This window comes from Burkholderia sp. Nafp2/4-1b, from assembly GCF_003635165.1.
Classification (GTDB): domain Bacteria; phylum Pseudomonadota; class Gammaproteobacteria; order Burkholderiales; family Burkholderiaceae; genus Burkholderia.
Map to the genome: position 1 here is coordinate 1 of NZ_ML058675.1, position 9,742 is coordinate 9,742.

The following is a 9,742-nucleotide window of genomic DNA, read 5'->3' on the forward strand; positions in this document are numbered from 1 at the left end:
CGTCGTTTATTGACGGCTTACGCTGAAACCACGCACAAGTTCTTTGAAATCTTTGCACTGAGACATCCACAACGAAACTACATCGTCTGACTCGGGCTGGCGCACCAGAAAAGTGTTGTAGCACCACACTACATCCTCTTTCGTAACCATCTATCTTCCTCCGGTTGGAGCATTGATCGTACAACACGGCCCATCGCGAATCCAGAGGGACTGCATTTCCCGCTCGATGGGTTCCACGTAATGACTAGGCTTACTGTTAGACACAAGACTATCCGTTATTTTAAGAGAGTCCTTGTGTCCTCAGATACGTGGGGCTGCTCCACCCGCAATCCATCTCCCGACGCGGGCTATATGTGTAAAACCATCATGTAAATCATTGACTTCATTGGGCTGCGTCAGCAGGCTTAATGCGATACCGCACCCACCGAAATCATGTGTAACCCATTGATTAAAAAAGATCCTCATCCCGGTCCAGTGGATTCCGCTCGACCAGCCCACGGCGGCCCGTCCATCCGGCCCCGGCGTTGGCCATAACCAACCTGCCGGGGCTTCTGGTCGTGGGCGCAGGCGCGCGCCGCGCCCCCGCCCCGACCTGCTCGCTGTGCTACCACTGATAGGCCGCGCCGACTCCCACGGTGGTGCCGCCACTGCCCCAACCCGCGCCCGCCTTCAGCTTCACGTTCTCGCGGATGCGCGCGCTGCCTCCTAGCGCCACCGCCTGGTAGCCCTTGAAGTTCGCCGCACCAATGCCCACTGCCAAGGCACGACCCGCATCCACATCCGGAATCATCGTCAGCGCCGTGGTCGCGGCGATCCCCGCGTAGGCGTTTTTCGCGAGCTCGTTAAGCTGGCTCTGCACGCCCCCGATGCGCTGGTCCGTGTAGCCGTTCGCCTGCTGCACGCCCTGCGCCACGCTGCTGTTGAGCTGGTCCAGGTTCACCGCATCGGTGCCCTGCACGCCCGCTGCCACATGCGTGATCTGACGCTCGGCCCCGCGCGCGCCGACCGACAGCGTGTCCGCTCGCTCGGCCACTGAGTTCGCCCCCAGCGCCAGCGCATTGCGCGCACTGGCCGTGGCGTGCGCGCCCAGCGCCAGACTGTCCTCGCCCGCCGCCTGCGCGTGCTCACCCGAGGCCAGCGCACGCGCACCGGTCGCTTCGGCGTGGTGACCGAGCGCCAGGCCCCCTTCGGCACTCACGCGCGCGCTTTCACCGAAAGCCGTGCCATGGTCCGCACTCACCTGCGCCTGTACCCCCAGCGCCGTGCCATTGCGCACCGCCCCGCCGTCCTCGCGCCTCACCCGCGAACCGGCGCCGAACGCCACCGAGTGATCGCCGACGGCCTCACCGGCCCACTGCGTACCCGACTCCCGTGCGGCGCCAGCCGGATGGCCGGTGCCGCTACCCAGGTCCACGTCCGTGCCGCCGGGACGCTGCGCCCGGTCCAGCGCAGCCAGGCGCCCTTCGTGCGCGAGCACGGTCAGCCCCACGTCCTTCATCGCCTCACTGAGCCGGAACAGCTGCTCGCCGTTGACTGCCTGCCGGCTGCCGGCTGCCACCGTGCCCGCGGCCACGCCGTCGAGCACCGTGCCGCCGCCATGCCCCAGCCGCACCATCGCAAGCGTATCGTCGACGTACTTCACGCTCGGCAACCCCAGCCCGTGACTGGCACCGTCGGCATCCTGCGCGTACGCGCGCAGCTGGCCCATCGTCGCCGCATCCGAGTCGCGCTCCCCCTCGCGCACGTGCGTCAGCCGCCGCGCCCCGTCCGTGCCCGACAGGTCCACCGTGTCGCCGCCCGTGTCGGGCGCAATCGATACGATCTGCGTGACGCGATCCTGACGTATCAGGCCCGTGTCGCCGCGGGTGAGCCCGTCCAGCGCCACAGCCTGGGCACTGAGCGTGCCGGCCTGCCGCTGCAGTTGCGCATCGAGCGTCGCGAGCCGCGGCGGCGCCCCGCGCTGGCCCTCCGTGCCCATTGCGCCCGGTTGGCCGTCGGCCTGCGCGGCCGCCTCTGCCACGTGCTCGCGCATCCGATCGGCCGCGGGGTCCGCCGGGTCGGCCGTACCGGTGCGCAGTGCTTCGGCCAGACTGCCGGCACGCTGACCGTTGAACTCGAACGACGTCACCGCGCCGTCGCGCCCGAACTCGACGTGCGCACCCAGCACGTTCGCCACCTGCTGCACATTCACCGCATCGTGCGCATCAACCCCGGCTGCCACGTTCACCACCTGCCGTTCATGACCGGGCGCGCCCATCGACACCGTCATCGCGCGGGACGCGAGTGAGCCCGAGCCCAGCGCCACCGCGTCCTCCGCGCTCGCCCACGCACCGGCGCCGAGCGCCACCGCGCGATCGGCACTGGCCTGCGCGTGCGCGCCAATCGCCACCGCCTCCCGAATGCCACCCAGGCCACTTGCACCCTGCGCGGCCCGCCAGCGATGCGCCACCGACGGCCCGGTTGGCGTCGCCCCCGTCACCCCGGCCGCGCCGGCCTCACCCGTGTCACCCACCTCGACATCACTTGGCCCGACCCGCGCCCCGGCGCCCAGCGCAAGCGCCCCGTCGCCGACCACCGTTGCACGCGCCCCAAGCGCCAGAGCCGCCTGACCGCTGGCCTCGCTCCCCTGACCAGTCGCCGCCTCGTCGGCCATCGCAAAGCGGCTACCGAGTTCCGCCACCTCACGACTGACCTCACTGATCGCCTGCATCGCACGTAGGCGCACACTGCTCAGGCCTTCTTCCAGCGCATCCTTGTTGACCGCGTCGTGCGGATCCAGTGGCCGTCCCACATTGACGATGCGCCGCTGGCGCGTCGCGTTGCCCACCGATACTACATTTGCCGCGTTGGCGACCGAGCCATGACCCAGCGCGATCGAGCCCTTCGTGACAGCCACCGGATCGGCCCCCGACGGTCGATACTCGGCAATCGCACCGCTGCCTGCACGCAATCGACTGTCCAGCTCGCTCAGGCGCGCGCCGACCGTGCTCAGGAGCCCGGTAGTGCCATCGACGTACTTTACAGTGCCGTCGATGATCTGCGCCCCGTCGCCCAGCATCTGCTGCAACTGCGCCAGATTGGCCGCATGATTGGCGCCCGCACCGGCCGCCACGCCCACCAGCTGCCGATCCATCGGCGCGGGATCCGCCTGCCCCGCTGCGTGTGCCTGTCCGGCGCGGCCGGCCGCGCTCCCGTCGCCCGTACTGTCGACCACCCCGGCGATGTTCAGCTGCCGCCCGCCGAGCGCGGCGCCCACCGTCAACTGCTGCGCGGCGCCATCGCCGTCGAGTCGCACCGGGCCGGCCGCACCGTGTTCGAGCGCACTGACCTGCGCAGCTGCATGCCGGCTCACTTTGTCCAGCGCCTGGGTCAGCGTCTGGTTCACCGTAAACAGCTGTCCGCCCGTCACCGCATCGCCACTGGCCGCCCCCGACAGATCACCGTCCTGCAGACCGGTGAGCTTGACTCGCCCGCGGCCGTCGGCCGCCTTCAGCGTGAGCGTGTCGCGGGCGGCCGTGTCGTAGCCGATCCCGCGCACCAGACCGACGCCCGCCAGCGCGTCACTGAGCGTCTTGCCATCCGCGAGCCGCAAGCGGCCCGTGAGCGGATCCACATCCGCGCCCAGCACATCACGCACCTGCTGCACGTTCACCGCATCGGTGTCCTCGACGCCGGCCGCCAGATTCACGAGTTGGCGCTGCTCGCGCGCGTTGCCAATCGACACCGTGTCGGCGCGCGTCGCCCGCGCGCCCGCACCCAACGCCACCGCGCCGGTGGCGCCCGCGCCCACCACCTGCGCGCGCGCACCCAACGCCACACCCTCGCCCGCTTGGGTCCCGCTATACGCACCCAGACTCACGCCACGGCCCGCCTCGCTACGCGCCTCGGTGCCGATCGCGACCGCCCCGGATGCGTCCACGCCCGCATTAAAGCCCATCGCGACCGCGTAGTTCGCGCGGTGGTCCTCGCTACCGTCCGCGGCTGCCCCGAGCCGCCCGCCGCGTGCCGACGGGCCCACTGCGACCGTGTAGTCGCCTGCCACCTGCGCCTGCGCCCCCAGTGCCTGGGCCACATCACCGCGCGCACGCGCCGACGCGCCCAGCGCCACCGCCCGGCTACCGCGCGCGTGCGCTTGGGCGCCCAGCGCGGCGGCTTGCGCGCCCTGAGTGACTTGCGCGCCTGAACCGAGCGCCACCGCCCGGCTCGAGGCCGCATCGAGCGTCGCCGGCGCGTCGCCGTCGACCTGCAGCATCGCCAGACGGTCCGCCAGCGTGCGGCCGTCGGCTTGCACCAGCCGCCCCGTGACGGGATCCCGGTGCGCGCCCAGCGTCTCACGCAGCTGCTGGAGGTTGACCGCATCGGTGTCCTCGACCCCAGCTGCCAAATGCACCAGCTGGCGCTGCTGCCGCGCATTGCCAATCGACACCGTCTGCGCCCGCGTGGCCTGCGCGCCTGCGCCCAGCGCCACCGCCCCGACCGAGCCCGCCCCCACCACCTGCGCGCGCGCCCCCAGCGCCACGCCCTCGCCGGCCTCGGTCCCGCTGTAGGCACCCAGACTCACGCCACGGCCCGCCGCGCTACGCGCCTCGCTGCCGATCGCCACCGCCCCGCTCGCCTCCACGCCCGCATTAAAGCCCATCGCCACCGCATAGTTCGCCTTGCGGTCCTGCGTACCGTCCGCAGCCGTGCCCACTCGCCCACCGCGTGCCGACGGGCCCACCGCGACCGTGTAGTCGCCCGCTACCTGCGCCTGCGCCCCCAGTGCCTGGGCCGCATCACCGCGCGCGCGCGCCGATGCCCCCAGCGCCACCGCCCGGCTGCCGCGCGCCTGCGCCTGAGCACCCAAGGCGGCCGCTTGCGCGCCCTGCGTGACCTGCGCACCTGAACCCAACGCCACCGCCCGGCTCGAGGCCGCATCGAGCGTGGCCGGCGCATCACCGTCGACCTGCAGCACCCCCAGACGGTCCGCCAGCGTGCGGCCGTCGGCCTGCACCAGCCGCCCCGTGACGGGATCCCGGTGCGCACCCAGCGTCTCGCGCAACTGCTGCAGGTTCACCGCATCGGTATCCTCGACCCCAGCCGCCAGATTCACCAGCTGGCGCTGCTGCCGCGTATTACCGATCGACACCGTCTGCGCCCGCGTGGCCTGGGCACCTGCGCCCAACGCCACCGCGCCGGCAGCCTGCGTACGGCTGCCGGCGCCCACGCTCACGCCATGACGCGCACTCGCGTCCGCCTGCGCCTCGCTGCCAATCGCCACCGCCCCGGACGCCTCCACGCCCGCATTAAAGCCCATCGCCACCGCATAGTTCGCCTTGCGGTCCTGCGTACCGTCCGCAGCCGTCCCCAGTCGCCCGGCGCGGGCCGACGGGCCCACCGCGACCGTATAGTCACCGGCGACCTGCGCCTGCGCCCCCAGTGCCTGGGCCGCATCGCCGCGCGCGCGCGCCGAGGCCCCCAGCGCCACCGCCCGGCTGCCGCGCGCCTGCGCCTGAGCACCCAAGGCGGCCGCTTGCGCGCCCTGCGTGACCTGCGCACCCGAGCCCAGCGCCACCGCGCGGCTCGACGCCGCATCGAGCGTGGCCGGCGCATCCCCGTCGACGGCCCACAACGGCACCGGCGGCTGCGCACCGTCGGCGGCAGCCTCGAGCGCGGGACCGGCATCGGCCCCCGCCCACGCCGAGCGCGGCGCCTGCACCGTGCCGGTCATCGGCGCACGCAGCGCCGCCGGCTCGTGCTCGCGCCGACGCCGGGGCGCCACGACCTGCGCCGACTCGGCACGCCCCGGCAGGCCCGCGGGCGGGCCGGTCTCGTCGTCCTGCGCCTGCGTGCGGACCTCGCTCGGCGCGGCCTCCTCCTCGCTCACGGGCGCGCCCGGCGCGGCCACCGCGCACGACAGCCACAGCGCACTGCCGGTGGCCAGCACCCCGCGCATCAGCCGCGGCAGCCGCGCCAGCCTCACCCCGTGCACGCCGTGCATCGCGTGCGCCCAGCCCGTCACGCGCTCAGCCTGCCCGGGCTGGCCAGAGCGCGCGGCAGGCGCCATCCGGCACGCCATCCAGGCCGCCGCCAGGGATTGCGTCACGGATTGCATCGCGGGTTGTTTCATGGGTTGCGTCAGCGCTTGCTTCAGCGTCCCCTTACGGTCATGCGTCGGACCCACGGCCCGGTGATGTTGATTCAAGTGTCTTCCTCCCACCGGGACGGCCTCGCATGCCGGCACGCCCCGTGCATTCAATGGATCGTCAACGGCTCAGCCCCGGGGGATCCGGATCGAGCATCGCTGCGTCAACGGTTCGGGTTCACCCGCCGCGGCGCCCTATCGCGTTCGTTACCGCGTTCGTGGAACCGGCTCGCGGCGGCTAAAAAAAATCCCTGCAGGCGAACCGCTCGCCTGCAGGGACATCACTTCGGACGGGGCGGTGTCCGGGTAAGCACCGCCCCGCCCGTCGCTACTCGCGCTTAGAACTCGTAGCCAACCTGACCGCGCACGGCCGCATCGCCGCGCGAGGTGGTCGACACCGCGCCGTGCAGCAGCCAGCGACCGTTGGCCGAACGATACGTGGCCCCTGCCGCATAGGCGCTTGCGCCCTTGTAGGTCGCCGCACCGGCTGCCACCACCGTCTTGCCCGGCGCCGACGGCGTCAGGTTCGGCATCGCCATCGCCGCAGCCACCCCGGCATACGCGTTCTTCGCCACATCGCTGATCTGGCTCTGCACGCCGGCAATCCGCTGGTCCGTGTAGGTGTTCGACTGCTGCACCCCTTGCGCCACCGACGTATTGAGCTGGTCCAGGTTCACGGCATCGCTGCCCTGGGTGGCGGCCGCCACGTGAGCGATCTGACGGTTGTGGCCGTCCGTGCCCACCGACACCGTGTCCTCGCGATCGGCCAGCGAATCCTGACCCAGCGCCACCGCATTCTTCGCGGTCGCCTTCGCGTTTTCACCAAAGGCCGTGCCGTTCTCGGCCGTGACCTCGGCATTCACGCCATGCGCCGTACCGCGGTCCGCCGTGACCTTCGCGTTGTCGCCGAAGGCCACCGCATGCTTCACCTCGCCGCCATCGTCCTTCATCGCACGGGCACCCTTACCCATCGCCAGCGCATGCTCGCCCTTCATCTCGCCACCCGTGAGCACCGTGAGCGAACCCGGGTTGCCGCCATCCGGATCACCGCCCTTCAGGCCCACGCTCTTGAGCGTGCTGTCCAGACCGTTCAGCCGGGTTTCGTGTTCCGATACCACATGACCCACGTATTCGCCGAACTTCTGCACTTCCTGCTGATAGGTGAACAGCTGGCCACCGTTGATCGCCTCCATGCTGTGCTTGCCGATCGTGCCGTCCGCCACCCCAGCGAGTACCGCACCACCCGAGCGCGGGCCGCCGCCGAAGGTCACCCGCTTCAGGCTTTCGTCGTCGTACGTCACCGTCGGCATGACACCCGGGGTCGTGCCCGCCGCAAAGGCCTTGAGCTGCGCCACCGTCGCCGCGGCCGTGTCGTCCGTGCTGGACTTCAGGCCCGTGAGCTCACGTGCGCCTTCCTTACCCGCGATGTCGATCACCGTGCCGCCGGTGTTCGCTGCGATCGACACCACGTTGGTGTCGCTCGCCTGCTTCACCAGCACGCCGCTACTCAGTTCGCCCAGCATCTGCGCCTGCGTATTGATCGCCCGCGTGTTCTGGTTCACGTCACCCTCCACAGCCGAGAGCCACTTATCGTGCGCGGCCAGTTGCGTGTCGTGGATATCGACCAGCTTGCCCATGTCCGTCACCTGAGCCTGCACATTCGTGACCGAGCCGATCACCCCATGCAGCTGGCCCCCGTTGACCGCCTCCTGGCTGTCCTTCTCCACCAGCCCGTTGGCCACGCCCGACACCTTCGTGCCGCCCGTGCCACCGAGCTTGATCTCGGTCATCTCCTTCTGCTCGTAGTGCACCGCCAGCGCATCCGTGCCGGTGTGGCTGCCGCCGTTGTTCACGTCGGTGCCCTTCGCCTTCAGCGACGCTTCGATCGCGCCACTCACGGTCTTGTAGTCCTGGCCGTCCACCGTGTAGCCCGTGATCTTGCCGTCCGCACCGATCGCCAGACCCGTACCCAGCGCCTCCTTGAGCTGCGCGACGTTCACCGCATTGTCCCCACCGTTGCCCGCGGAGACGCCGATCAGCTGACGCGGACCGTCCGTGCCGGTGATGTTCATCACCGTGCCAGCGAGACCCGCACCGACCATCACCGTCGGCGTCGCCCCCGTCGAATCCAGCTTCATCAGCTTGTCTTCGAGATCGTTCAGCGCCGTCGTCGTGGCCGCGTTGTTCAGCTTCGTCGTGTGGCCATTGACCGTCTTGCTCAACCCGTCGAACTGGTCGAAGTTCACCGCCTCGCCCGTCTTCGAACCGGCCTTCACCCCGCTGATCACCGTGCCACCACCCGTACCATCCAGCTTGAGCTGCGTATGGTCGGCGTCCTCATAGTTGACGGCCAGCGGATTGGCGCCGCCCGTGCCCGCTTCCGAGAGTTTCTTCGCAAGCGTTTTACCGTCCGCGTAGGTGATCGCACCGGTCTTCGTATCGACGTTGGCGGCCCCGAGCACATCCTTGATCTGCTTGAGGTTCACCGCGTCGGTGTCCTCGGTACCGGCGGCGACGTTCACCAGCGCACGCTGCTGGCCCGCCCCGTCCTTACCGACCGACACGGTCATCGGGCGGTCCGCGATCGCGTTCGCACCGATGGCCACCGCGCTCTCGGCGGCCGGAGCCTCCACCTTCGCGCCATTACCGATCGCCACCGCGTCCTGGACCAGCGCCTTGGCGTTATAGCCCAGACCCACCGCATTGGCCGCGCCCGCCTGAGCCTTCGAGCCAATCGCCATCGCATTGTTGGCCGACACAATGGCGGTTTCGCCGATAGCCACCGCCGCACTCACCTTGGTGCCATGCTCGTCGTCGTAGACGTCGATGCCGTTCACGTTGCTATAGGCCGGCGTGCCGATCTTCGCACCGGCACCGAGTGCCACCGACGAGTCGCCGACCACCTCGGCGCCCTTGCCCACGGCCATCGCATTCTCGCCATTGGCGTAGGACTCGCCACCGATTGCGGTGGACATGCCCTTGGCGGCATGCGCGCCCGCCCCAATCGCCACGCTATGCGAGCCCTTGACCACCTTCGCCTTCGGACCGATTGCCAGCGAGTTGCTGCTGTTGATGACCTCCGCCACCTCATCCGCATCGTCGGACACTGCGATCAGGTCCGTGGTCGCTGCGGTGGCGTCGTACTGCGCTTCGGCCGCCAACTGGCCGGAGAGCTCCTCGACGCGCGCGCGCACCCCGTCGATCGCCATCCTCGTGGTGCCGCGCACCGCGTCGATCGCCCCGTCCATCTGCTCCACGTTGACCGCATCCGTCGGATTCGTCCCGCGGCCCACGTTCACGATCCGGCGCTTCAGGTCCTTGCTGCCCACCGACACCGTATTGGCCTTGTCCGCCACCGAATTGTGGCCGATCGCCACCGCGCCCTTGCCAACGGCGATCGCCACTTCGCCCGTGCCGCCCTCGGCGAACGCGGCCAGCTTCTCACCGATGGTCGAGTAGCGCGGCGTGTAGTTTTTGCTCTCCACGCCGTTGCGAACCTTCAACACCCCATCCTCGAACTTCGCGTCCGGCCCAAACAGCGCCTGCATCTGGCCGACGTTCACCGCATCGGTGAGCGCCTTCCCGGTCGCGACATGCGTCAGCTTGCGATCGATCGAC

The 9,742-nt window shown here is 70.0% G+C and carries 2 protein-coding genes; both read right to left on the minus strand.

The features are described 5' to 3' along the window. Positions 1–604: 604 nt before the first annotated feature. Entirely contained in the window at positions 605–6,109 is a 5,505-nt protein-coding gene (locus C7H84_RS35775; RefSeq protein ID WP_162999519.1) for a YadA-like family protein, read from the minus strand. Between the two features lie 353 nt (positions 6,110–6,462). Beyond that, positions 6,463–9,742: YadA-like family protein (locus C7H84_RS35780; RefSeq protein WP_121863181.1), on the minus strand; the 3,280-nt coding region annotated here is incomplete at its 5' end.